The organism is Methylobacterium sp. SyP6R (assembly GCF_019216885.1).
In the GTDB taxonomy this organism is placed as follows: domain Bacteria; phylum Pseudomonadota; class Alphaproteobacteria; order Rhizobiales; family Beijerinckiaceae; genus Methylobacterium.
The window spans coordinates 2,888,150-2,909,173 of the sequence record NZ_JAAQRC020000001.1; the positions used below are offsets into that span (position 1 = coordinate 2,888,150).

18 protein-coding genes and 1 other RNA gene are annotated in these 21,024 nt (G+C 71.6%); 7 read left to right on the forward strand and 12 right to left on the reverse strand.

Features of this window, described 5'->3' with window-relative positions; all coding sequences use genetic code 11:
- Window positions 1–2 precede the first annotated feature (2 nt).
- The 3 genes from HBB12_RS13275 (at window position 3) to HBB12_RS13285 (ending at window position 3,318) form a co-directional block, all read left to right on the forward strand.
- Window positions 3–233 (forward strand): heavy-metal-associated domain-containing protein, encoded by a 231-nt coding sequence (locus HBB12_RS13275; protein ID WP_236989772.1) that lies wholly within the window; start codon window positions 3–5, stop codon window positions 231–233.
- Between the two features lie 168 nt (window positions 234–401).
- Window positions 402–2,240, forward strand: a complete 1,839-nt coding sequence (locus HBB12_RS13280) for a sensor histidine kinase (RefSeq protein WP_236989773.1) — start codon at window positions 402–404, stop codon at window positions 2,238–2,240.
- A gap of 166 nt (window positions 2,241–2,406) precedes the next feature.
- Window positions 2,407–3,318, forward strand: coding sequence for a peptidoglycan-binding domain-containing protein (locus HBB12_RS13285; protein ID WP_236989774.1), 912 nt, complete (start codon window positions 2,407–2,409; stop codon window positions 3,316–3,318).
- Window positions 3,319–3,359: 41 nt separating this feature from the next.
- On the opposite strand, the gene HBB12_RS13290 is transcribed toward HBB12_RS13285, so the two are convergent.
- From HBB12_RS13290 to HBB12_RS13300, 3 genes are all read right to left on the reverse strand, one after another.
- Window positions 3,360–4,652 (reverse strand): SAM-dependent methyltransferase, encoded by a 1,293-nt coding sequence (locus HBB12_RS13290; RefSeq protein WP_236989775.1) that lies wholly within the window; start codon window positions 4,650–4,652, stop codon window positions 3,360–3,362.
- Between the two features lie 165 nt (window positions 4,653–4,817).
- Window positions 4,818–6,125: an adenylosuccinate lyase gene (purB, locus tag HBB12_RS13295; RefSeq protein WP_236989776.1), complete on the reverse strand. Its 1,308-nt coding sequence runs from the start codon at window positions 6,123–6,125 to the stop codon at window positions 4,818–4,820.
- A gap of 186 nt (window positions 6,126–6,311) precedes the next feature.
- The gene (locus HBB12_RS13300) at window positions 6,312–8,249 is read right to left on the reverse strand and encodes an autotransporter domain-containing protein (RefSeq protein WP_236989777.1); all 1,938 of its coding nucleotides are present in this window, start codon (window positions 8,247–8,249) and stop codon (window positions 6,312–6,314) included.
- Window positions 8,250–8,783: 534 nt separating this feature from the next.
- Between HBB12_RS13300 and HBB12_RS13305 the strand changes: the two genes are divergently transcribed.
- Window positions 8,784–10,784 (forward strand): methyl-accepting chemotaxis protein, encoded by a 2,001-nt coding sequence (locus HBB12_RS13305; RefSeq protein WP_236989778.1) that lies wholly within the window; start codon window positions 8,784–8,786, stop codon window positions 10,782–10,784.
- 18 nt (window positions 10,785–10,802) lie between these two features.
- On the opposite strand, the gene HBB12_RS13310 is transcribed toward HBB12_RS13305, so the two are convergent.
- The gene (locus HBB12_RS13310) at window positions 10,803–11,582 is read right to left on the reverse strand and encodes a HesA/MoeB/ThiF family protein (protein ID WP_236989779.1); all 780 of its coding nucleotides are present in this window, start codon (window positions 11,580–11,582) and stop codon (window positions 10,803–10,805) included.
- 121 nt (window positions 11,583–11,703) lie between these two features.
- Between HBB12_RS13310 and dapE the strand changes: the two genes are divergently transcribed.
- Together dapE and HBB12_RS13320 are read left to right on the forward strand one after the other, a co-directional pair.
- On the forward strand, window positions 11,704–12,891 hold the full coding sequence (dapE, locus tag HBB12_RS13315) for a succinyl-diaminopimelate desuccinylase (RefSeq protein WP_236989780.1): 1,188 nt from the start codon (window positions 11,704–11,706) through the stop codon (window positions 12,889–12,891).
- 53 nt (window positions 12,892–12,944) lie between these two features.
- Window positions 12,945–13,514, forward strand: coding sequence for a hypothetical protein (locus HBB12_RS13320; protein ID WP_236989781.1), 570 nt, complete (start codon window positions 12,945–12,947; stop codon window positions 13,512–13,514).
- Between the two features lie 27 nt (window positions 13,515–13,541).
- Here the strand turns inward: HBB12_RS13320 and HBB12_RS13325 are convergent, their stop codons facing one another.
- The 8 genes from HBB12_RS13325 to ffs all read right to left on the reverse strand — a co-directional run bounded on the left by HBB12_RS13325 (window position 13,542) and on the right by ffs (window position 19,784).
- Window positions 13,542–14,033 (reverse strand): coiled-coil domain-containing protein, encoded by a 492-nt coding sequence (locus tag HBB12_RS13325; RefSeq protein WP_236989782.1) that lies wholly within the window; start codon window positions 14,031–14,033, stop codon window positions 13,542–13,544.
- A gap of 76 nt (window positions 14,034–14,109) precedes the next feature.
- A complete protein-coding gene (truA, locus tag HBB12_RS13330; protein ID WP_236989783.1) occupies window positions 14,110–14,862 on the reverse strand; it encodes a tRNA pseudouridine(38-40) synthase TruA in 753 nt (250 codons plus the stop codon).
- Window positions 14,862–15,794 carry a methionyl-tRNA formyltransferase gene (gene fmt / locus HBB12_RS13335; protein ID WP_236989784.1) on the reverse strand — a complete coding sequence of 311 codons (933 nt, stop codon included), beginning with the start codon at window positions 15,792–15,794 and terminating at the stop codon, window positions 14,862–14,864. Before fmt ends, truA begins: the two co-directional genes overlap by 1 nt.
- Before the next feature lies 1 nt (window position 15,795).
- A complete protein-coding gene (gene def, locus HBB12_RS13340) occupies window positions 15,796–16,311 on the reverse strand; it encodes a peptide deformylase (RefSeq protein WP_236989785.1) in 516 nt (171 codons plus the stop codon).
- 101 nt (window positions 16,312–16,412) lie between these two features.
- Window positions 16,413–17,018, reverse strand: coding sequence for a recombination mediator RecR (gene recR / locus HBB12_RS13345; protein WP_236989786.1), 606 nt, complete (start codon window positions 17,016–17,018; stop codon window positions 16,413–16,415).
- Between the two features lie 238 nt (window positions 17,019–17,256).
- Window positions 17,257–17,577: a YbaB/EbfC family nucleoid-associated protein gene (locus tag HBB12_RS13350; protein ID WP_236989787.1), complete on the reverse strand. Its 321-nt coding sequence runs from the start codon at window positions 17,575–17,577 to the stop codon at window positions 17,257–17,259.
- A 66-nt stretch (window positions 17,578–17,643) separates the two neighbouring features.
- Window positions 17,644–19,623, reverse strand: a complete 1,980-nt coding sequence (locus HBB12_RS13355; protein ID WP_236989788.1) for a DNA polymerase III subunit gamma/tau — start codon at window positions 19,621–19,623, stop codon at window positions 17,644–17,646.
- 64 nt (window positions 19,624–19,687) lie between these two features.
- An RNA gene (gene ffs / locus HBB12_RS13360) (signal recognition particle sRNA small type) lies at window positions 19,688–19,784 on the reverse strand.
- A gap of 112 nt (window positions 19,785–19,896) precedes the next feature.
- Between ffs and HBB12_RS13365 the strand changes: the two genes are divergently transcribed.
- Window positions 19,897–20,886, forward strand: a complete 990-nt coding sequence (locus HBB12_RS13365) for an alpha/beta fold hydrolase (RefSeq protein WP_236989789.1) — start codon at window positions 19,897–19,899, stop codon at window positions 20,884–20,886.
- The last annotated feature ends 138 nt before the right edge of the window (window positions 20,887–21,024 follow it).

The following is a 21,024-nucleotide window of genomic DNA, read 5'->3' on the forward strand; positions in this document are numbered from 1 at the left end:
AGATGACGGATCGGTCCGGCGAGCGGATGGAGCTGTTGATGAAGGTCGAGGGCATGACCTGCCAGGGCTGCGTCGCGGCGGTGACGAAGGCGGTCCAGCGCCTCGACCCGGCGGCGCGGGTGAGCGTGGACCTGGAGGCCGGCCGGGTCGCGATCGTCACCGACGCCCAGGCCCTCGACGTGGCCCAGGCGCTGGGCCGCGCCGGGTACGAGACGGAAGCCATGACCGGGTAGGGGCTGAGGTCGCGCCCGCGCAGATGCGACCGGGGCGACGCCACCGGTGGACAAGAATCCCGGCATCGGCGCGCTCTAACGTTCGTTTAAGCCGGCTCTGCGAGGGTTTGGACAGTTCGCAGTGTAGGGGCGCCGGGGCCGCGAGGTCTCCCGCGCTGGCGTGGCGGTGTGCGTATCAACAGTGCCTTTGCGTCCCTGATCGATGCCCGTCTGACGGGCCTCGTCCACGACTCGGTCGCGGGCGACCCGGCCGAGCGGGCCCGCCACGAGCGGTTCCTGATCTCCCGGCTCGCCACCGGCGCCGTGCTGATGGCGATGCTGCCGCCCTATCTCCTCTGGCGCGGCGTCCCGACGCTGGTCGAGGCGGCGGTGGCTTCCTGCCTGGTGCTTCCGGTGGTCGCAGCCCTGCTGCTGGCGCGCACCGGCAACCTCACGCTCGCCCACGGCCTGTCCTCGGCGGCGCTCACCGGGCTCGTGGTCTGCCTGGCGAGCCTCACCGGCGGGCCGACCTCCGCGGCTGCGATCTGGCTGGTGATGATCCCGGTCGAGGCTTTGCTCGCCGGCTCGCATCGCGCCGCCGTGGTGGCGGCCGTCTTCGCGGCTTTGGGGGCTTTGGCCGTGGCGGTGATCGAACCCGCCCCGGGCGTCGGCGTCTTCGCCTGGTCCGCGGCGCTCGCGATGCCGGTCTTCGCCATCACGGCGATCTGCCACGTGCTGGCGCTCTCCGTCGAGCATGTCCGCCGCGAGGGGCGCTGGAGCGACCGGCTGAACGCCGCCTCCCTGCGCGACGCGCTGCTCCTCGACGCCATCGACGACCTCGTGACCTGGCACGACCGCAACGGCAGCGTGCTGCAGGCGAGCCCGGCCGCCCGGTCGCTCGCCGGGACGGTGCCGGATGCGCTGGAAGGCCGCGGCCTGTTCAACCGCGTCCACGTCTCCGACCGGCCGGCCTTCCTGACCGCGCTCAGCGACGCCGCCGGCCAGGCCCAGCCGGTGACGGTGCAGTTCCGCCTGCACGCCGCCGGCGAGGCGGGGGAGGCCGGCCGGGTGATCTGGGCCGAGATGCGGGCCCACCGGGTGCCGGGCGCGATGCGGCCGGCCGCCGGCGAGGCCGCCGTGGTCGCGGTGACCCGCGACGTCTCGGAGCACAGGCGCCGGGCGGAGGAGCTCGACCAGGCCCGGGCCGCGGCCGAGCGCGCCGACGAGGTCAAGAGCCGCTTCCTCGCCACCGTGAGCCACGAGCTGCGCACACCGCTCAACGCCATCATCGGCTTCTCGGAGATGCTGGAGGCCGAATCGACCCTGGCGCTCGGGCCCGAGCGGCGGCGGGAATATGCCGGCATCATCCATTCCTCCGGCCAGCACCTGCTCGAGGTGGTGAACGGACTCCTCGACATGTCGCGGATCCAGAGCGGCAACTTCGACTACGCGCCCGAGCCGTTCGACCTCGGCGGCCTCGCCCGCGGCGTCTGCGACCTGATGCAGATCCGCGCCGACCAGGGCGGCGTGCGCCTGCGGCGCGAGGTCGCCGCCGACCTGCCGGAGGTCACGGCCGATGCCCGCGCCTGCCGGCAGATGCTGATCAACCTCCTGTCGAACGCCGTGAAGTTCACGCCGCGCGGCGGCGAGGTGGTGCTCTCGGTGCGCCGGGTGTTCGACCGGGTCGAGATGGCGGTGGTCGATACGGGCATCGGCATCGCCGAGGCCGACCTGCCGCGCCTCGGCGACCCGTTCTTCCAGGCCGGGCTCGGGGCCGGCGCGGCCTATGGCCGCCCGCACGAGGGCACGGGCCTGGGGCTCTCGGTGGTACGCGGCCTCGTCGGCCTGCATCACGGCGAGCTTGCCGTCGAGAGCAGCCCGGCTTGCGGCACCCGGGTCGTCGTCACCCTGCCGCTCGATTGCCGCGGCGGCCGTGGCGTCCCGGGCGCACCGGTGCCGATCCGGACCGGCGCCCTCGTGCGCAGCGTCGTCGACGAGATGCCCCCCACCCTGCGGCTGACGGGCTGACGTGTCCGATTCACCTCCGGCCCTTCCTTCCCTGGTCCGCGCCAAGGGGGGGCGATCGATGGCGGATCGAACGAAGGCGGACCGTTCCGGAACGGATGGTCCGAGAGCAGACGGCATCAAGGCAGACGGCATCAAGGCGGACCGATCGAAGCCGGAAGGAGAGGCGATGTCCGAGGCGCCGGCCCGGAAACCCGTCGAGGCGACAGCCCGGCGACACGATCCCGACCTGGCGCTGACGGCGGAGTCGCGTCCGGCGCCGCGCGCGCGGCCGGCTCCCCGGGCGCCGCGTGCGCCCCGCAGCGCCCCGCGCCCCGCCGGTCCCCTGGACCGCCTGCGGGTCCGGGCCGACCGGCTCATGCGCCACCCGGCCGGCATCGTCGGCGGGCTCCTCGCCCTCGGGGCGGTGGCGGCGGTGGCGGCGAACGCGCTGAGCTTCCAGACCGGGCGCCATCCGGCGCCGCTCTTCGCCAAGGCGCCGTCCCCCGTGCCTGCCGACAAGGCTTCCCCCACCGCCACGGCCCGGGCCGACGCCCCGCGCGCCGCGAGTGATGCGGCGCGCGCTCCGGACGAGACGGGGCCGCGCGCCTCGGGCGAAGCCGCCCCGCGGGCCGGAAAGCCGGACGGGATCGGCGCACTGATCCGGAGCGAGGACCACGCCACCGCCTCGGTCAGTCCGAAGGCGGCATCCGCGAGAACCGCCAAGCCGGCCCCGGCGAAGGAGGCGTCCGTCAGGGATGCCCCCGCGAAGGAGAAACCTGCCAGGGAGACGGCGACGAAGGTCGCTGCCGGGAAGAGTCCTCCTGCGCCGGTCCGGGAGGCGCGGGCGGAGGAGGCCGTCAAGGCGTCGGCGCTCCACACCGCACCGGCCCCCGGGGCGAAGCCCGACAAGGCGGTCGCCTACGCGCAGCGCGCCCTGGTCAAGCTCGGCTACGGCCCGCTCTCCGTCGACGGCATCGCCGGCCCGAGCACCCGCGCGGCGATCGCCCGCTTCGAGCGCGAGCGCCGCCTGCCCGGCGCCACCGTGGCGCGCCGGACCCTGCAGGAACTCGAGGCGCGCTCGGGGCTCAAGCCGGAATAGGGGGGAGAGCGGCTCCGCGCGAGCGACTGTCCGGGGCCGTTTCACCCCGTCGCGCGCGTCGGCTTTGCCTCCCATCCTGCCTCCCGTGCAGTCTCTCCCGTCGTCTCCTCCGCCCGCCGCAGCCGCGCCTCGGCATCCGCGATGTAGTCCCGCGTCAGCGGCACCACGTCGTTGCGGCGGGTGAGCTGGAGCTGGAACACGACCGCGTCCTCGTAGCGGAAGGCGGCCTCGGCGCTCGCCAGGTACCATTCCCACATCCGGCAGAATCGCTCGTCGTAGAGCGCGGCGGCTTCCGCCCGATGGGCGAGGAAGCGACTCCGCCAGGCGCTCAGGGTCTCGGCGTAGTGCAGCCGCAACACTTCGGCGTCGGCAAGCATCAGCCCGGCGCGCTCGATCGCCGGCATCATCTCCGACAGGGTCGGCAGGTGGCCGCCGGGGAAGATGTAGCGGGTGATCCACGGATTGGTCGGCCAGGGCACGCCGGTGCGGCCGATCGTGTGCAGGAGCATCACCCCGTCCTCGGCGAGGCGGTCATGCGCGGTGCGGAAGAAGGCGTCATAGTGGGCCGGGCCGACATGCTCGAACATGCCGACCGAGACGATGCGGTCGAAGGTGCCGTGGAGCCTCCGGTAATCCTCGAGGGCGAAGCGCACGCGGGCGGACAGGCCCCGCTCCGCGGCCCGGGCCTGCGCCACCCTGTGCTGCTCGGCCGAGAGGGTGATGCCGCGCACCGACGCGCATCCCGCCACCCCCGCGAGGTAGAGGGCGAGCGCGCCCCAGCCGCAGCCGATATCGAGCACCCGCTGGCCGGGACCGGTCAGGAGCTTCGCCGCGATGTGGCGCATCTTGGCGGTTTGCGCCTCCTCCAGGCTCATCCCGGGCCTCGCGTAATAGGCGCAGGAATAGAGACGGTCGGCATCGAGGAAGAGGGCGTAGAGCCGATCGTCGAGGTCGTAATGGCGTTCGACGTTGCGGCGGGCGCGCAACAAGGTGTTGCGGCCGGCGATGCGGCGACCGAGGCGGCGCAGGGCGGCGAGCGCACGCACCTGCCGCAGGGCCGGCTCGCCGCGGTTGCGCCCGAGCAGCACCGTCATCAGCTCCGGCAGGCTGCCGGATTCGAGCACCAGGCGCCCGTCGGTGTAGAGCTCGCCGAATTTCAGCTCGGGATCGAGGAGCAACTCGCGCGCGGCGGCCGCATCCGTGAACCGGATCGCCGCCGCGGGGCCGTCGCCGTCGCCAGCCCTGAAGCGGCGCCCGCCCGCCGTCGCCACCGTCAGGGTGCCGCTCAGGCCGCTGACGCAGAACGCCGTCTCCAGCAGATGATCGAGGACCACGCCGCCACCTCGCGAGACACGCCGATGCTCCCTCGGTGTAAGAGCTTGTCTCGCGGCATCGCGGCGTCAAGGTCGCCGGATCGGCGTCTTCCGTCCGGCCCGACCTGCACCTTTCGCAGGTCGGCCCTGTGGCCGGGCGCCGCCGCTCGGCGCCCGGCCTTCATCTTACGCCTCGCCGAACACCCGCCGGAAGATCGTGTCGACATGCTTGAGGTGGTAGCCGAGGTCGAAGCACTCGGCGATCGCCTCGGGCTTGAGCGCCGCGGTCACGTCCTTGTCGGCCTGGAGCAGGGTGAGGAAGTCGCCCTCGCCGCGCCAGACCGGCATCGCGTTGCGCTGCACCAGCCGATAGGCGTCCTCCCGCGACACGCCGGCTTGCGTGAGCGCCAGGAGCACCCGCTGCGAGTGGACGAGGCCGCCGAGCCGGTCGAGGTTGCGCTGCATCTGCTCGGGATAGACGAGCAGCTTGTCGACCACGCCGGTGAGGCGGGCGAGCGCGAAATCGAGGGTGACGGTGGCGTCCGGGCCGATCATCCGCTCGACCGAGGAATGCGAGATGTCGCGCTCGTGCCAGAGCGCCACGTTCTCCATCGCCGGGAGAGCATAGGCGCGGACCATGCGGGCGAGGCCGGTCAGGTTCTCGGTGAGCACCGGGTTGCGCTTGTGCGGCATCGCCGAGGAGCCCTTCTGGCCCTCGGAGAAGTATTCTTCGGCCTCCAGCACCTCGGTGCGCTGGAGGTGGCGCACCTCGATCGCCAGCCGCTCGATCGACGAGGCGACGACGCCGAGCACCGCGAAGAACATCGCATGGCGGTCGCGCGGGATGACCTGGGTCGAGACCGGCTCGACCGTCAGCCCCATCTGCGCGGCGACGTACTCTTCCACCCGCGGGTCGATATTGGCGAAGGTGCCGACCGCCCCCGAGATGGCGCAGGTCGCGACCTCGGCCTTCGCGGCGACGAGGCGGGCGCGGGCGCGCTCGAACTCGGCATAGGCCTGGGCGAGCTTGAGCCCGAAGGTCACCGGCTCGGCATGGATGCCGTGCGAGCGGCCGATGGTCGGGGTCAGCTTGTGCTCGAAGGCCCGGCGCTTGAGCGCGGCCAGCAGCCCGTCGATATCGGCGATGAGGAGATCCGCAGCGCGGGCGAGCTGCACGTTGAGGCAGGTATCGAGCACGTCCGACGAGGTCATGCCCTGGTGGACGAAGCGCGCCTCGGGCCCGACGATCTCGGCGAGATGGGTCAGGAACGCGATCACGTCGTGCTTGGTGACGCGCTCGATCTCGTCGATGCGCGCGACGTCGAATACCGCGTCGCGGCCCTTCTCCCACACCGTGGCGGCGGCCTCCTTCGGCACCACGCCGAGTTCGGCGAGCGCGGTCGTGGCATGGGCCTCGATCTCGAACCAGATCCGGAAACGCGTCTCCGGCGACCAGATCGCCGTCATCTCGGGCCGGCTGTAGCGGGGGATCATCGTCGGGGCTCCTGCTCACGGGGCGGGGGGTGATGCCGCGACGGCTATGGGATGCGGGCCGAGAAGGCAAGGAAGGGGAGGGCGGCGGCCACAGCGCCCTTGGCCTGCGGCCCGGGGCCGGGCCGCGCGGAGTCAGATCGAGGCCAGCCCTTTTCGGGCCCGAAACACGGTTCGCGGGCGGCCCGCTCAGAACCGCATCGTCAGCCCCCCATTCACCGCATACCCATCCCCACCCGTCCGGGCGAAGGTGGTCCCCCCGGTCAAGGTCAGGCTCACCCCCGGCGTCACGTCGGCGGAGAGACCCGCCTCGGCGAGGCCGTAGGTGCCGCGTGCCCCGCGGCCGAGCGGGGTGAGGATCGGCAGGAGCGGGGTCGAGGTCAGCGAGGTCACCAGCGTGCGGCCGCCGTCCAAAAATTCGTGCTCGGCGGTGACGTTGACGAAGGCGCGCACCGGCAGGCCGACCAGGCTGAACGGCGCGGCGCGGACCTGCAGGCCGGCGCGGCCGACGAGCGAGTCGAGGCCGGTGGTGCCGACCGATTGCGTCAGCACCGGGTCGCCGCGCTCGGTATAGGCGCCGACCCGGGTGGTGGCGTAGGTCAGGCCGACGATCGGGCCGAGGCGGACCGGGCCGACGGTGTCGAACAGGTAGCCGGCCTTCGCCGCCACCGCGACGCTGTCGCCGCCGGTGGCGCCGGTCAGCGGGTCGATCACGCCCGGGCGGGTCACGGAATAGTCGTGGCGGCCATAGGCCAGGACCGCGTCGGCGAAGAGGTTCCGACCCGTGAACGAGCCGTAGGCGGCAAAGCCGTAGCTGTCGATGTCGATCGAGCCGGCGCCGCCGCGCAAGGACGCGTGCGGGTTGGCGTAGTTGAAGGCGAAGCCGAAGCGCACGCCCGGGGTGGGGGTCGCTTCGAGGCCGATCGTGCCGCTCGGGCTGTCGTAATCGTAGCCGGTGGCGAAACCGTGGGTGGCCCGGCTGCCGCCGGCATAGCCCCCCTGGCCCCACACGATGAGCGGGCTCGCCGGTGCGCCGAGGGGCGCGACGCCGGAGGCCGACAAGGCGCCCGTTGTCGTGCCGGGACCGGGCGCGAAGAGCCGGTAGGCGTCGAGGCGCTGGAGCAGGGCGCCGGCGAAGCTCGTCGTGCCGATCTGGCCGAGTTCGGCCTGCGCGGCGATGCCGTTCGGCGCCGCCACGGCATTCGCCATGTAGCGCGACAGGACGAGGTAGCCGCCCTCGGTCAGGTGCACGCCGTCGAGGGAGAGGAAGGTGTTCTGCACCGCCTTCGGCGCCGTGATGCAGGCGGCGGCGAGGGCGCAGGGAGCCGTGGCGTTGGTGAAGCCGTAGCGGCCCGGATCGGTGATGATGCGCTGGAAGATCTGGCCGTTGTCGAGGAGGAAGATCCGGGTGCCGGCGGACGCGTACGGCGCGAGGCCGGCCTGCAACCCGTCGAAGTAGCTGCGCGCGAAGAGGTCGCCCGCGGCGGCGTTGCCGGATGCGGCCACCCGCGGCAGGCCGTTCAGGGTGGTGAAGCCGTTGAACACGATCGTCTGCGCGCCGGCGCCGACGAGTTGGCCGACGCTGCCGACGGCATTCGCCGCCGAGGCCCGGCCGAGGAACGGGGCCTGCGCCGGGGTGAGCCCCGAAAGCGTCGCCGCGATGCCGTCATTGCCGCCGATATTGACGGCGACGAGGTTGCCGGGGCCGAGGCGCTGGCCGCTCGCCAGGAACGCCGCCACTTCCTGGGTCAGGCCCGGCAGCAGGGGCGAGCTGACATTGCCGGTGCCGGTCTGGGCGCCGCCGACGGCGTAGTTGGTCACCGCACCGCTCGGCAGGCCGTAGATCGCCTGGAGTCCGTCGACGAAGTTGGCGCCGTTGGAGTAGCGGCCGTTCACGTAAGGGGCGGGGAGGGGGCGGCCGGTGAGGCGCACGATGTTGCCGGTATCGGCGTAGCTGTCGCCGAAGACCGTGAGCCCGGTCACGCCGGGTCCCGCCATGCCGAGTCCTGCCCCGCCGAGTCCTGCCATGCCTTGTGCAGCGGCGCCCTGCACGCCCGCGAGCGCCGTGCCGGCGAGCCACGCAGCCGCCCATCCCACCCGGCGCAGGCGCCCGAAACCCTTGCCCATCGTCGTTCCCCCACAACGCCCGCGGCGTTCTTGTTGCACCTGCGGTGACGCCATGGGGCAGGGCGGGGGCAGCCCGGTCAAGCTTTCGAACGGCCACGATACGAAGGCGAAAAGGAAACGGGCCGTCCTGTGGCCGCGCGGCGACAGGACGGGCTCTCATGCGGCCGTCGGAACGGATCGTCCGGACAATCGTCCCACGGGTCCGCGATGCGGCGGTGCCGGACTTTCGGGACCGCGCGAGGCGCCGCGCGCCGATCGTATCCCGTATCCGGGTGTGCCGCTCCGGTGCGCGAAAAGCTGAAAAATGAGGCGATTATGCTTCGAGTTGTTTGATGAAGAATCATGCGATATGAAAATTTACCATGGCGCGGACGCGTCGTCGGTTCGCGATATTGTCGGTTTCGCCGCATCATGACGTAAGTTCTTTGACGGGAATAAGGTCAATTATTGCGACAAAATCGGAAATATTTACGGAATTTTTTACAATATGACGCAACGTACGCTTCTGATATTCCCTGGGCGGGCAACCAATCCATGCGACTCCCCCTGCGTGCACGCTTGTTCGGCGGCTTCACGCTCCTGGCGCTCCTGGCAGCCGTGATGGGCGGGTTCGCCTATCGGCAGACCGACAGCCTCGACGACGCGTTCCGGACCAAGGCCCAGCTCGAGCGGGCCGCCCGCGAGCTCTACACGTTGAACGGCATGACCGACCGCTTCCTGGCCCAGAGCCTGAAGTACCGGACGACGCCGACGCCGGAGGCGGCGACCGGGATGCAGTCCAGCCTGTCGGACGTCATGCAGCTCGCCGACGGCCTGATGCAGCGGGCCCTGTCGGAGGAGCGGCGCGCACTCTATGCCGGCCTGCGCGACCAGGCGAACCGTCTCGCCGCGGACCTGCCGAAGCTGATCGCGCTCGGCACAGAGATCCGCGAGAACAAGGCCGGCGTCTACACCTCGGGCGACGACCTGACCAAGGCCTCCGGCGCACTCGTCACCCAGCTGCGGTCCGGCGGCGACGACGACGCGATCCTGGCCCAGGCGGTGGAGATCGAGCGGACGCTGCTGCTGTTCCGGGTCATGAACTGGCGCTTCCTGGCGACCACCGACCCGAAGACCCGCACCCTCTCGGCGGCGAACTTCACCCGGGCCGAGGCGACGATCGCGACGCTGAAGGCGCTGAACCTCACGCCGGCGCAGCGGCGGGACCTCGGCACCGTCGAGGAGGGCCTGCACCGCCTCAATCGCCACATCACGGCGGCCGCCTCGGCGATGCTCGAGAGCGAGGCCCTGTACGAGCAGAGCCTGAAGACCAAGGCGGAGGGGCTCGCCGCCTCGGGCGCGGAGGTGCGCGGCAAGCTCGATGCGGCGCTCCAGGACATGGCCGGCCGCAGCAGCGCCACGATGGCCTCGACGAAGCAGGGGCAGGTCGTTCTCCTGACCCTCATCCTGGCGATCAGCGCCGCCCTGGCCTTCCTGATCGGGCGCAGCATCACCCGTCCGATCGCCGGCATGACCCGGGCGATGAGCCGCCTGGCCGCGGGTGAGACCGACGTCGCGGTCCCGTCGCGGGACGCTACCGACGAGATGGGGGAGATGGCCCGCGCCGTGGAGGTCTTCCGCCGGAACGCGGTCGCGCGCATCGCGCTCGAGGCCGATCAGGCCGCGCAGGCTTCCGCCCGCCAGCGCCGCGCCGACCGGGTCGATACCCTGATCACCGCCTTCCAGCAGCGGGTCGCCGGCTCGCTCGAGATCGTCACCTCGGCCGCTTCCGAACTCGACGCCACCGCCCGCTCGATGACCCAGGTCGCCGACGGCACCAACGCCCAGGCGGTCGCCTCCAGCGGCGCCGCCGAGGAGACCTCGGCCAACGTCCAGACCGTCGCGGCGGCGGCCGAGGAGATGGTGGCCTCTTTGCGCGAGATCGAGCGCCAGGTGGTCCATTCGCGGGAGGTCGCCGGTCACGCCGCGACCGAGGCCGAGGCCACCAACGCCGCCATGGCGAGCCTCGGCACCGCCGCGACCCAGATCGGGGCCGCCGTCACCACGATCTCGGCCATCGCCAGCCAGACCAACCTGCTCGCGCTCAACGCCACGATCGAGGCGGCCCGCGCCGGGGCGGCGGGACGGGGCTTCGCGGTGGTGGCCGCCGAGGTGAAGGAGCTCGCCGGGCAGACGGCGCGGGCGACCGAGGAGATCGGTGGGCAGATCACGGCGATCCAGTCCGCCACCGACCGGGCCAGCACCGCCATCCGGCAGATCGGCGGCACGATCGCGGCGCTCAACGAGATCAGCGGCGCCATCGCCGCCACGGTGGTGGAGCAGACCGCCGCGACGGCGGAGATCTCCCGCAACGCCACGCAAGCCGCCCGCGGCACCCAGGACGTCTCGGCCAGCGTCGCCCGCGTACGCTCGCTGGCGGACGAGACCGGCGGCGCTGCCGCGCAGGTGCTCTCGGCCGCCGCCGACCTGGCGACGCAGTCGTTGACCGTCAAGCGGGAGGTCGACGGCTTCCTGGGCGAGATCCGGGCGGCCTGACTTGTCCCGGGGCGGGCCTTACCGGTCCGTCCCGCTCAGCGGGTTCCCCGAATCCCAGGCATAGGACAGCGTCTCGAAGCGCAAGGAGCGCGCATCGACCATCAGCAGGCGGCCGACCAGCGGCTCGCCGAAGCCCGCGACGGCGCGGATCACCTCGAGCGCCATCAGCGAGCCCATCAGGCCGGCGAGCGCCCCGAGCACGCCGGCCTCGGCGCAGGTCGGGACCGAGCCGGCCGGCGGCGGGCTCGGAAACAGGCAGCGATAGGTCGGGTTCGGCGTGCCGTCCGCCCCGGTCTCGTGGGCGCGGATCGTGGTGAGCGAGCCGTCGAACTGGCCGAGCGCCGCGGTCACCAGCGGCCGGCGGGCGCGGTAGCAGGCATCCGAGACGGCGTAGCGGGTGGCAAAGTTGTCCGAGCCGTCGGCGACGAGGTCATAAGTCCCGATCAGGTCTTCGGCGTTGTCCGGCGTCAGCCGGGTCGCGTGGGTCTCGATCCGGACGTGCGGGTTGAGCCGGGCGACGGCTTGCGCCGCGCTCTCGACCTTCAATCGTCCGATGTCGGGCGTGCCGTGGATCACCTGGCGCTGGAGGTTCGAGAGCGAGACCGTGTCGTCGTCGACGATGCCGATCGTGCCGATTCCAGCCGCCGCCAGGTACTGGATCAGCGGCGCCCCGAGACCGCCGGCGCCGATCACCAGCACGCGGGCCGCCTTGAGGCGGACCTGGCCGGGGCCGCCGACCTCCCGCAGCACGATGTGGCGGGCGTAGCGTTCGATCTCGTCGGGGCTGAGTGCGCTCATCCGGGACGATTTAAGCGAGCGGCGGTGCGCGGGGAAGGCCCTCGACGGCGGCGGTTCTCATCCGCGGCGTTCGGCGCTAGGGCTCCCGGTACTGCGTAGGCCCTCGAACCACCGGCTGCCCGTGACCGATTCCCATTCCCCCCTCAGCCTGGCCCAGGGGCTGATCCGCTGTCCCTCCGTGACGCCCCACGAGGGCGGGGCGCTCGCCTATCTCGCCGGGATTCTGACGGCGGCCGGCTTCGCGGTGGAGCGTCCGGTCTTCTCGGACACCGGCACGCCGGACATCGAGAACCTGTACGCCCGCATCGGCGAGGGGCCGTGCCTGCTGTTTGCCGGCCATACCGACGTGGTGCCGCCGGGCGATGCCGTGGCCTGGCGCCACGACCCGTTCGGCGCCGTGATCGAGGGCGGGGAGCTGTTCGGCCGCGGCGCCGTCGACATGAAGGGCGGCATCGCCTGCATGCTGGCGGCGGTCCTGGCCTTCCTCGACCGGCGCGGGCCGGATTTCGGCGGCGCCATCGCCTTCCTGATCACCGGCGACGAGGAGGGCCCGGCGGTGAACGGCACCGTCAAGCTCCTCGACTGGGCCCGGGCGAAGGGCGAACGGTTCAGCCATTGCCTGCTCGGCGAGCCCACGAACCCCGATACCCTCGGCGAGATGATCAAGATCGGCCGGCGCGGCTCGCTCACCGGCGACCTCGTCGTGCACGGCGTCCAGGGCCACGTCGCCTATCCGCACCGGGCCGAGAACCCGATCCCCGGCCTGCTGCGCTTGGCGCAGGGGCTGCTCGCCGCGCCGCTCGATGCCGGAACCGTTCATTTCGACGCCTCCAACCTCGAATTCACCACGATGGATGTCGGCAACCCGGCGACCAACGTGATCCCGGCCGAGGCGCGGGCGACCTTCAACATCCGCTTCAACGACCTTTGGACCCCCGAGACCCTGGCCGCCGAGCTGGAACGTCGCCTCGCCGCAGCCGCCGGCAATCGTGTGCGCTACAGCCTCGACCTGCGCCCGACCAATTCCGTCGCCTTCCTGACGAAGCCCGACGCCTTCGTGGAGCAGGTCGCGGATGCGATCGAGGCCGAGACCGGCCACCGGCCGGTCCTTTCGACCACCGGCGGCACCTCGGATGCCCGCTTCATCAAGGATGCCTGCCCGGTGATCGAGTTCGGCCTCGTCGGGCAGACGATGCATCAGATCGACGAGCGGGTGGCGGTGGCGGACCTCGACCGGCTGGCGGCGATCGTCGGCCGGGTGCTGGACGCGTATTTCCCCGAGGCCGCTGCGACGCAGCGTCAGGCTTGACCGGTCTTAGACGAAAGTTGAATCTGGTGGCCTCGATACCTGAGAGGCCGCCGATGTTCGTGAGCGCTGACGAGGTGACCCGCTCCCTTCGCGGTACCGCCGGGCTGATCGGCCGGCGGCCCGACGCTCTACGCCATTTCGACGTGAGCGAGCGCGGGTTCTGGCGCTCCTTCGGCGCGGTCTGGCTCACGGCGCCCACGGTGACGGTGGCCCTGTTCCTGGAGCGCGGGACTGGCACGGCGCCGTTCCAGCTCGACCACGTCACGGTGGCGCTGATCGCCGGGCTGGCGGCTGCATTCTTGGCCGTGCCCCTGCTGATGATCGCGCTCCTGCGCCGCCTCGGCCGGACCCGGGCCTACGTGCCGTTCGTGGTCGTGACCAACTGGCTCCTGGCGGCGGGCCTCGTCGCCCTGGCGCTGCCCGGCTTCCTGCTGCTGCTGGGCCTCGCGACGCCGGGCCTCGCGGCGCTGGAGGCCGCCGCCTTCGCGGTGGTGATGCTGTGGCTGCACGGCCGCGCCGCAAGGGCGATCCTCGGCCTGCCGGGGCCGGCGGCGGCCCTGGTCACGCTCGCCTGTTTCGGGCTGATCCTCGGCTTTGCGGGTGCGGCGCATGCGCTGGTGTGAGCGGGCGTCTGGTCGTCCCGGGAGCCCTCAATGGCCGGCGGGCGGCATGTAGCGGAAAGCCGCGATCATGATGCCGATGCCGGCGGCGACCAGGGCGCCGAGATTCACGGTCATCCGCTGTTCGAGGAGCTTCATCTCGGCCTGGGCACTCGCCGAGCTGAGATCCATGCGGTGGGATAGGTCTGTGACCTTGTGGGAAAGATCCGTGATTTTCGCGTCCAGGCGACTTTCGGTTTCCCGCAAATCCGTCTTCAGCGCAGAGAGACCCTCCCGCAAGTCTGCCTTCAGTGCGGCCTCGGTCTCTCGCAAGTCTGCCTTCAGCCTGACCTCGACCTCCCGCAAGTCCGTCCGCAGCGCGACCTCGGTCTCCCGCAAATCGGCCTTGGTCGCGAGCGAAGCCAGATCCGACTCGCGCCCGTCCCTCAGCGCACCCGTGATCGCTTCGGCCTGATCCTCCGACAGGCCGGATGCCTTGAGGCGGCGGACCATGGCATAGGTATCGAAGGCGACGGCGGTCATGGTCGGTGGTCCGGCTCCGGCATCGCCGACGATGTCAGAAACGCCCGAGACCGACAAGCGTCTCACTGACCCAAGGTCAGGCCAGCTCCGCCGGATAATCCACCCCGATCAGCGTCAGCCCGCCCGAGGGCGCGAGCGGCCCGCATCGGGTGCGGTCGCGGGAATCGAGCACGTCGCGCACGCCCTGCGGGGTGAGCCGGCCGCCGCCGGCGAGCATCAGGGTGCCGACCATGCCGCGGACCTGATGGTGCAGGAACGAGCGCGCCGCGGTGACGACCACGATCTCCTCGCCCTCCCGCGCCACGTCGAGCCGGTCGAGGGTGCGGACCGGGCTGTTGGCCTGGCACTCCGCCGCCCGGAAGGCCGAGAAGTCGTGCCGGCCGAGCATCAGCTGCGCGGCCTCGTGCATCGGCCCGGCATCGAGCGCCCAGGGGACGTGCCAGACGAAGCCGCGGGTCAGCGCAGGCGGGGAGCGGCGGTTGAGGATGCGGTAGCGGTAATGGCGCTTGATCGCCGAGTGGCGGGCGTCGAAATCCGGGCCCACCTCGACGGCCGAGATCACCGCCACCGGCTCGGGCCGCAGATGGGCATTGGCGGCATCGCGCACGGTGTCGGTGCGCCACGGCTTGTCGAGGTCGAGATGGACGACCTGATGCGTCGCGTGGACCCCGGCATCGGTGCGCCCGGCGCAGTGGACCCGCACCGGGCCGCCGACGAAGCGGGCGATCGCCTCTTCCAGCGCCTGCTGCACCGAGCGGTCGGCGGCCTGGCGCTGCCAGCCGGCGAAGGCGGTGCCGTCATACTCGACGACGAGCTTGTAGCGGGGCATCAGGCGAGGCGGGCGCCCGGCACGAGTTGCCGGCCGCGGGCGAAGTCCGCGAACGCCATCGCGCCCTTGCCGGCGGGCTGCACGGTGACGAGGCGTAAACAGCCCTCGCCGCAGGCGACCGTGCCGGCGGTATCCAACAGCGTGCCGGGCTCCCCCGAGCCTTCCGCAAGGCGGGCCCGCAGCACCTTCACCCGCTCCGTCCCGCGGCCGAGATCGGCCATCAGGTAGGCGCCCGGGAACGGCGACAGGCCGCGCACCCGGTCGTGGAGGGTCTGGGCGGGTTGCGACCAGTCGAGCCGCGCCTCCTCGTTGGTGATCTTGTGGGCGTAGACGACGCCCTCCGCGCTCTGCGCCCGGAATTGCAGGTTGCCGCGCTCCAGCGCGCCGAGCGCCCGCGCCATCAGGTCCGCGCCGAGCGGCATCAGCCGGTCGTGAAGCTCGCCGGAGGTCATGTCGGGGGTAATCCCCATCCGCTCGATCATGCCGACCGGGCCGGTATCGAGGCCCGGCTCCATCCGCATCACCGCGACGCCGGTCTCCGTGTCGCCCGCCATCACGGCGCGCTGGATCGGCGCGGCGCCGCGCCAGCGCGGCAGCAGCGAGGCATGCAGGTTGAGGCAGCCGAGGGACGGCGCGTCGAGGATCGCCGGCGGCAGGATCATCCCGTAGGCGACCACCACCGCGACGTCGGCCTCGTGAGACCGGAAGGTCTCGGCGGCCTCCTCGGTGCGCAAGCTCGTCGGGGTCAGGACGGGAAGCCCGAACTTTTCGGCGAGCGCCTGGACCGGCGAGGGCCGCAGGGCCATGCCGCGGCCCGCCGGCGCGGGCGCGCGGGTATAGACCGCCACGACCTCGTGGCCGCCGCCGACGATCTCGGCCAGGGTCGGCACCGCGAAATCCGGGGTGCCCATGAACACGACCTTGAGCGGCATCCTACGCGGCTTCGCGCTTGGCCGCCTTGGCGAACTTCTTCATCACCCGGTCGCGCTTGAGCTTCGACAGGTGGTCGATGAACAGGACGCCGTTGAGGTGATCGATCTCGTGCTGGAGGCAGGTGGCGAGCAGCCCATCGGCCTCCTGCTCCACGGTCTCGCCGTCGAGGGTGCGGAACCGCACCCGCACGCGGTCGGGCCGGATCACCTCGGCATAGTAATCGGGGATCGACAGGCAGCCCTCCTCGTAGGGACGGGTCTCCTGCGAGGTCCAGACGATCTCGGGATCGAGCAGGACGAGGGGCTTGCGCTCGTCCTTCTCCTTCGAGGTGTCGATGGTGACGATGCGCACCGGCTCGCCGATCTGGATGCCGGCGAGACCGACGCCGGGGGCGTCGTACATCGTCTCCAGCATGTCCTCCGCGAGCTTCCGCACGTCGCCGGTGATCGTGCCGACCGGGACCGAGATCTCGCGCAGGCGCGCGTCCGGCAGGATGACGAGGGGACGGATGCTCATTCGGGCGCCAGCAGGATCGGGGGACCGGGCGCCGCAGCGGCGCCCGCAAGTTTCCGGGAGATAAGGATTCGTGTCCCCGGGGTCAAACCCGATATCGAACGCTAGAACGCGGTGCGCTGGCGGATCGCCGCCGACAGCGTTCCCTCGTCGAGGTAGTCGAGCTCGCCGCCGACCGGCACGCCGTGGGCGAGCCGCGTCACCTTGATCGACAGGTGGGTCAGGAGCTCGGTGACGTAGTGGGCGGTGGTCTGGCCGTCGACGGTGGCGTTGAGGGCCAGGATCACCTCGCGCATCTCAGGCCGGCTCACCCGCTCGACCAGGCGGCTCAGGTTCAGGTTCTCCGGCCGCACCCCGTCCAGCGCCGAGAGCACGCCGCCGAGCACGTGGTAGCGCGCCGTCACGGCGCCCGAGCGCTCCAGCGCCCACAGGTCCGACACGTCCTCGACCACCACCAGCATCGAGGGGTCGCGGCTCTGGTCGCGGCAGATCGTGCAGGGATCCTGCGTGTCGACGTTGCCGCATTCGTGGCAGACCACGATCCGGTCGGAAGCGACCTTCATGGCATCGGCGAGGGGCGCCAGCAGCGTCTCGCGCTTCTTGATCAGCTGGAGGGCGGCCCGGCGGGCCGAGCGCGGCCCCAGGCCCGGCATGCGGGCCAGGAGCTGGATCAGCCGCTCGATCTCGGGGCCCGCGACGGCCTGGGGCATAAATGACTCGACTTTCGTGGTCGCCAAACGATCGAAGTAAATGGCGCGGGAACCCCCTCTCCCGTGTGGGAGAGGGGTAGGGGTGAGGGTGCTACGGTTCTGAGTCAGGCTCTAACCGTTCCGCTGCCAGCACGACGTTCATCGCTATAGGCTGAAGCGTGTCACCCTCACCCCCGACCCCTCTCCCACACGGGAGAGGGGGGAATGCCGCTGCGGCCGAACGGCGAGAGGTTGGAGGCTAGAACGGCAGCTTCATGCCCGGCGGCAGCGGCAGGCCCTTGGTCAGTTCCTGCATCCGCTCCTGGGCGGCCCGCTCGGCCTTGGCCTTGGCGTCGTTGAGTGCCGCGACGATCAGGTCCTCGAGGATCTCCTTCTCGTCCGGCACCAGCAGCGACGCGTCGAGGCTGAGCCCCTTCACGTCGCCCTTCGCGGTCATCGTCACCGAGACCGAGCCGCCGCCGGAGGCGCCCGTGACCAGCACGCCGTCGAGTTCGGTCTGAAGGTCGGCCGCCTTCTGCTGCATGGTCTGGACCTGCTTCATCAGTCCCATGATGTCCATGGCGGCGTCCTCGCGGTATGAGTGAGACAATCGTCAGGCGGATGTGGGGTGCCGGCGGGCCGTCGACTATAGATCCGGATCGTCGGAATCCGAGGGTGCCGCGTCGCCGGGATCGGGCGGATCGGGCGCCTTGTCGCGCACGTCGACGATCTGGGCGCCCGGAAAATTCTTCAGGACCGCCTGCACCAGCGGATGGCTCGCCGCGCCCTGGTGGCGGCTCTTGACCGCGGCCTTGGCCTGGGCGTCGAGCGTCGCCTCGCCGGTCTCCTGCGACAGGGCCACCACCCAGCGTCGGCCGGTCCAGGCATGGAGCGCGTTGGCGAGGTCGGTGGCGAGCGTCGCCCGCCCGCCCTCGGCGAGGCGGAGTTCGATCCGGCCGTCCTCGAACCGGACGAGGTGGGCATCGCGTTCCAGCGCCATCTTGAGGCCGATGTCGCGGCGCTCGTCGGCGAGCGCCACCACGTCCTCGAACCGGCGCAGGCGCGGGCCGGTCTCGGGCTTCGACGCTGCGGCGGCCTGCGGGGCAGGCTGGGGAGCCGGCGCCGACGGCACCAGGGTCGGGCGCGGCATCGCCGGGGAAGGGGCCGGTCCACGGGCCTGGGCGGCGGCGGGCGGCATCTCAGCATGCGCCTCCGGCAGGTCGCGCAGGGCCGGCGCTGCGCCGCTCACGGCCCGCATCGCGGTGACCGGTGCAGGCGCCGCCTGCACCGCGGGAGCCGCCGCCCGGGCGGGCGGGCTCGCCACCGCGGAGGCGCCGGACGGGGCGGCGTTCGGCGCCCGGGCCGGCAGGGCGAGGCTGCCGCCCTCGCGAACCTGGCGCAGGGCCTCGTCCGGCGTCGGCAGGTCGGCGGCGTAGATCAGGCGGACGAGCGCCATCTCGGCTGCCGCCAGCGGCCGGGTCGCGGCCTGGACCTCGGGGATCGCCTTGAGCAGGATCTGCCAGGCGCGGGACAGGGCCCGCACCGACAGCCGGTCGGCGAAATCTCCGCCGCGCACCCGCTCGACCTCGCTGAGGGAGGTGTCGCTGCGGGCCGAATCGGGCGCGAGCTTCAGCCGCGTGACGAGATGGGTGAACTCGGCGAGATCCGAGAGCACCACCGCCGGATCGGCGCCGGATTCGTGCTGCGCCCGCAGCTCCGAAAAGGTGGCCGGCACGTCGCCGCGCATCGCCGCCTCGAACAGGTCGACGACCCGGGCGCGGTCGGCGAGGCCAAGCATGTCGCGCACCGTCTCGGCGGTGACGTGGCCGGCGCCGTGGGCGATCGCCTGGTCGAGGAGCGACAGCGAATCGCGCACCGAGCCCTCGGCGGCGCGCGCGATGGCGGCGAGCGCCTCGGCCTCGGCCGAGACGCCCTCCGCGTCGCAGATCTTCTGGAGATGGGCGATGAGGGCGCCTGCCTCGACCCGGCGCAGGTCGAATCGCTGGCAGCGCGACAGGATGGTGACCGGAACCTTGCGGATCTCGGTGGTGGCGAAGACGAACTTCGCGTGCGGTGGCGGTTCCTCCAGCGTCTTCAGGAAGGCGTTGAACGCCTTCTCGGACAGCATGTGGACCTCGTCGACGATGTAGACCTTGTAGCGCGCCGAGACCGGCGAGTACCGGATGCCGTCGATGATCTGGCGGACGTCGTCGATGCCGGTATGCGAGGCGGCATCCATCTCCAGCACGTCGATGTGCCGGGATTCCATGATGGCGGCGCAGTGCAGGCCGAGCGCGGGCAGCCGGATCGTCGGCCCGGCATTCGGATCGTCGGGGAGCGCGTAGTTGAGGCCGCGGGCGAGGATGCGGGCGGTGGTAGTCTTGCCGACGCCGCGCACGCCGGTCAGCATCCAGGCCTGCGGGATGCGGCCGGCCTCGAAGGCGTTCGCCAGGGTCCGCACCATGGCGCCCTGGCCGATCAGGTCGTCGAAATCCTTCGGGCGGTACTTGCGCGCCAGGACCCGGTAGGCGGGGGCCGGCTGCCGGCTGGGCTGCTGGTTCGGGACCGCACCGAACCCGGGGAGACCCGGCTCGTCGATCGAGGGCGTGCCGGAGGTCTCGTCCATGCGCTCGCAGGGTCGTGAGGCAGGCCCCCGGAGCGGGGGCGCACGCGCTCCTGAAAGGGAAAAGGGTGGGAGGCTGGACGAAAACCCGCTCGGTCTCGTTAGGGCTGCTTCCTTCCGGACCTGACCCGGTTGGCGAGTGAAACGTCCCTCGCCAACCTCCCGAGGCCTATATGGCGGGACCGGTCCCGAAACGCAAGCGCGGGTCGGGCCCCGCGCATGACTCTGCGCGGGCGGCGCGTTGTAAGAGCCTCCCCGTCACCGGAGACCCGCCCCATGCGTCTGCCGCTCCTCGCCCTCCTGCTCCTCTCCACGACCGCCGCCGTGGCCGCCCCCTCCTACGGGCCGGAGCTCGAAGGGTTCGACTATCCCTACCCGGTCAGGCGCCACGCCTTCGCGTCGCAGGGCCAGGAGCTGTCGATGGCCTACATGGACATCACGCCGGAGCGTCCGAACGGCCGCACCGTGGTGCTGCTCCACGGCAAGAACTTCTGCGCCGCGACCTGGGGCGACACCGCCTCCGTGCTGGCGCGGGCCGGCTACCGGGTGCTCGCCCTCGACCAGGTCGGATTCTGCAAGTCGACGAAGCCCGCCGGCTACCAGTTCAGTTTCAGCCAACTCGCCACCAACACGCACGAACTCCTCGCGGCTTTGGGCATCGAGCGGGCGACCATCGTCGGGCATTCGATGGGCGGCATGCTGGCGGCCCGCTACGCCCTGATGTTCCCGGACGCGGTCGATCGACTGGTGATGGTCGATCCCCTCGGGCTCGAGGACTGGCAGGCCAAGGGCGTGCCCTACCAGACGATCGACGCGGCCTATGCCGCCGAGCGCAAGACCGGTGCGGCCGGCATCAAGGCCTACCAGCTCAAGTTCTACTACGATGGCCAGTGGAAGCCGGCCTACGACCGCTGGGTCGACATGCAGGCCGGCCTCTATGCCGGTCCCGGCGCCGAGCGCGTGGCCTGGAACCAGGCCCAGACCTCGGACATGGTGTTCACCCAGCCGGTGGTGCACGAGTTCGACCGGCTGCGCGTGCCGACCGTGCTGATGGTCGGGACCAAGGACCGCACCGCCCCGGGCGCCAACCGCGCCGCGCCGGCCCTGGCCGAGACGCTCGGGCGCTACGATAAGCTCGGGCCGGAGGTCGCGGCGCGGATCGAGGGGGCGCGGCTGGTGACGTTCGAGGGCCTGGGCCACGCGCCGCAGGTCGAGGCGCCGGACCGGTTCCATGAGGCGCTGCTGCGGGAATTGGCTGCGCGGTGAGGTGGTCTCTCGCCTTGCCCATGCGAGGCTGTTTTCGGGGAAGATGAGGCGCAGGTTCTCTCCTCTCCCGCCCGAGCAGGGCTGTTTGGGGAAATCTTCGAGACAAGAACAGCGCGGGTTTCTCTCTCCCCCCTGCGC

Coding starts and splice junctions, on each gene's coding strand:
- HBB12_RS13275 (WP_236989772.1), top strand. CDS start 3: ATGACGGATCGGTCCGGCGAGCGGATGGAGCTGTTGATGAAGGTCGAG.
- HBB12_RS13285 (WP_236989774.1), top strand. CDS start 2,407: ATGTCCGAGGCGCCGGCCCGGAAACCCGTCGAGGCGACAGCCCGGCGA.
- purB (WP_236989776.1), bottom strand. CDS start 6,125: ATGATCCCCCGCTACAGCCGGCCCGAGATGACGGCGATCTGGTCGCCG.
- HBB12_RS13300 (WP_236989777.1), bottom strand. CDS start 8,249: ATGGGCAAGGGTTTCGGGCGCCTGCGCCGGGTGGGATGGGCGGCTGCG.
- HBB12_RS13305 (WP_236989778.1), top strand. CDS start 8,784: ATGCGACTCCCCCTGCGTGCACGCTTGTTCGGCGGCTTCACGCTCCTG.
- HBB12_RS13310 (WP_236989779.1), bottom strand. CDS start 11,582: ATGAGCGCACTCAGCCCCGACGAGATCGAACGCTACGCCCGCCACATC.
- HBB12_RS13320 (WP_236989781.1), top strand. CDS start 12,945: ATGTTCGTGAGCGCTGACGAGGTGACCCGCTCCCTTCGCGGTACCGCC.
- HBB12_RS13325 (WP_236989782.1), bottom strand. CDS start 14,033: ATGACCGCCGTCGCCTTCGATACCTATGCCATGGTCCGCCGCCTCAAG.
- truA (WP_236989783.1), bottom strand. CDS start 14,862: ATGCCCCGCTACAAGCTCGTCGTCGAGTATGACGGCACCGCCTTCGCC.
- fmt (WP_236989784.1), bottom strand. CDS start 15,794: ATGCCGCTCAAGGTCGTGTTCATGGGCACCCCGGATTTCGCGGTGCCG.
- def (WP_236989785.1), bottom strand. CDS start 16,311: ATGAGCATCCGTCCCCTCGTCATCCTGCCGGACGCGCGCCTGCGCGAG.
- recR (WP_236989786.1), bottom strand. CDS start 17,018: ATGCCCCAGGCCGTCGCGGGCCCCGAGATCGAGCGGCTGATCCAGCTC.
- HBB12_RS13350 (WP_236989787.1), bottom strand. CDS start 17,577: ATGGACATCATGGGACTGATGAAGCAGGTCCAGACCATGCAGCAGAAG.
- HBB12_RS13355 (WP_236989788.1), bottom strand. CDS start 19,623: ATGGACGAGACCTCCGGCACGCCCTCGATCGACGAGCCGGGTCTCCCC.
- HBB12_RS13365 (WP_236989789.1), top strand. CDS start 19,897: ATGCGTCTGCCGCTCCTCGCCCTCCTGCTCCTCTCCACGACCGCCGCC.